The organism is Mesotoga sp. HF07.pep.5.2.highcov (assembly GCF_003666285.1).
In the GTDB taxonomy this organism is placed as follows: domain Bacteria; phylum Thermotogota; class Thermotogae; order Petrotogales; family Kosmotogaceae; genus Mesotoga; species Mesotoga prima.
In genome coordinates this window covers 1-1,975 of the sequence record NZ_JFHJ01000444.1, presented here as the reverse complement: position 1 = coordinate 1,975, position 1,975 = coordinate 1, and the positions used below count along the sequence as shown (strand labels likewise).

General features: G+C 45.3%; 3 protein-coding genes. All 3 read right to left on the bottom strand.

Annotation, left to right across the window (positions count from 1 at the left end; all coding sequences use genetic code 11):
* Nucleotides 1–19: 19 nt before the first annotated feature.
* The 3 genes from BG32_RS09320 to BG32_RS09310 are packed head-to-tail and all read right to left on the bottom strand — an operon-like array spanning nt 20 to nt 1,873.
* A complete protein-coding gene (locus tag BG32_RS09320) occupies nt 20–1,120 on the bottom strand; it encodes a DUF4097 family beta strand repeat-containing protein (RefSeq protein WP_006489397.1) in 1,101 nt (366 codons plus the stop codon).
* Nucleotides 1,121–1,126: 6 nt separating this feature from the next.
* Nucleotides 1,127–1,489: an SHOCT-like domain-containing protein gene (locus tag BG32_RS09315; protein ID WP_006489398.1), complete on the bottom strand. Its 363-nt coding sequence runs from the start codon at nt 1,487–1,489 to the stop codon at nt 1,127–1,129.
* Between the two features lie 9 nt (nt 1,490–1,498).
* Complete coding sequence (locus tag BG32_RS09310) at nt 1,499–1,873, bottom strand: DUF2089 domain-containing protein (protein ID WP_006489399.1); 375 nt, start codon at nt 1,871–1,873, stop codon at nt 1,499–1,501.
* Nucleotides 1,874–1,975 lie beyond the last annotated feature (102 nt).

The window sequence follows — 1,975 nt, the reverse complement described above, 5'->3', positions numbered from 1 at the left end:
TATCACCTTCTTTTCCCTATCAGATCGATTTAGGTTCTTCGGGAGTATCCGGTTTTTCGGGTGTTTCTGGCTTTTCTAAAGCTTCAAAAGACTTTTCACTTTCAACATCTTCGTTTTTGATTACTACATCTACCGAGTCCTTAAACTTCTGAAGCTCCTCGTCCACTTCAAGCATCTCTTCAATCTCCTGCTCAGAGTATCCGAGGATGCCGAGCATCTCAAAGGTGTACTCCTTTGTAAGTTTGCCTTCCTTGAAGAGAAGAAGAATCTTTCTCGTCTCCTGATCCTGAAGATTCTCCTCGACAACGGCCGATCTGTGGCCCTTCTTCTCTTCCGAAGAGACGGTTCTGGACTCAACCTTTACTTCCTTCGCTGGAGTCCCCGTGTACTTCGTACTAATGATGAGATCTCCCGAAACACTGTTCATTTTCAAATACTCCTGCGATTCTCCGTTTCCCGATCTATAGTGTTTCTTATCTACCTTCACAAGCCCGACGTCAGATGAGATGTCACCGCTCACAGAGGAGATTGTGGCATCGAACTTAGGCTCTCCCGAATAGGAGACAATGGCGTCTCCACTGACCGAAGAAACTGTCGTTTCCCTTTCCATAGGAGGAAGCCCCTTAATCCTGAGATCACCCGATACCGAGCCGAATTTACCTCTTCTATAATTCGAGGCTATGAAGTTCAAGTCTCCGCTTACCGTATTGAAGTTCAGGTTTTCTACAGAGCAGTTCTCGATCTTCACGTCACCGCTGACGTTGCTTATCTTAAGGCTTCTAAGATCGAAGTCGGTTATGAAGATATCACCGGAAGCACTGCTGGCGTCTAACTCCCTTACAGACTTAGGCACGAGGAGTCTTACGCTCTTGACCTCTGCTCCGCCGTCAAAGAGATTCTTTATGAAGGGAATGCTTATATTCGTTCCCTTCTGGAACTTTATACTCAGCCTCTTCCCTGAACTCTCAGCTTCGGGCACATAATCATTAGAATCTACTTCGACGTATGCAATCACATTTCCATCTTCCACAAGGTCGATCTGAAGATCCGCGCTAGCTGAAGAGATCTTAAGAATCTCGATTCCGGCGCTGTCAAATTCAAACTTTTTCTCCACGACCATACCCCCTCAATCCTCTATCTTTATCGTTACCCTCTTGTCCCCGGTTTCTATCTCAACGGATTCGCCGCTCTTGATTACCTCGTCCAGGACTTCCTTCAGATTGTAGTCGACAACCCTGTCTCCTATCTTGAAGTTTGCGTCCTTTTCCTTTACAAAGTTTCCGACGAATTTTGCTAGCCTCACGGGAAGTCTTATATGGGCCTCGACCTTCCCCGAATGGTTATCCACAACCTCTATAGAGAATTTCCTTCCCAACTTTACTTCTTCATATGATTCAAAGAACTCTTCAAGCAAGTCCCTTCCTTGCTCGGGAGAAACCTTACCATCTGCAACGAGCTTCAGGATTTTTAGAACCTCTTCCCTATCCAATTAGATCACCTACTTCTTTTTTCTGACTTTCCTGAGCATCTCGAGAGCTTCATCTGGCTGCAGTTCTCCGGATTCAAGCCTCTCTAGGATTCTCGACGCCTCTTCCCTGTCCTTGTCGACAACTTGATAGCCCATTGCCCTCACTATATCTTCGAGTCTGTTTCTCGCCGTCGGATAGGAGATGTCCAACTCCTTCTGAACCTCGGAGAGATTGCCTCGATTCTTGATAAAGGTCTTCAGATAATCAAGCTGTTCGGCGGAGAGTTTCATAATATCGTCAAGCTCGAATCTTCCCCTTATCGTGGTACCGCAACTATCACATTTGTACTCAGTGATCGTCATTTTCCCCCCGCAGACGGGACAGTTGCTTATAGAGTATTTCATCGGTCCACCTCCACAACTTAAGTTGAACCTAAAGATACTTTCAACCACATTCATTATACAACTTCTAACTTGAAAAGTCAAACATTACCTTAAATATATTTA

What these genes read in the sequence shown, in the direction of transcription:
- BG32_RS09320 (WP_006489397.1), bottom strand. Translation starts at nt 1,120, where the DNA reads ATGGTCGTGGAGAAAAAGTTTGAATTTGACAGCGCCGGAATCGAGATT.
- BG32_RS09310 (WP_006489399.1), bottom strand. Translation starts at nt 1,873, where the DNA reads ATGAAATACTCTATAAGCAACTGTCCCGTCTGCGGGGGGAAAATGACG.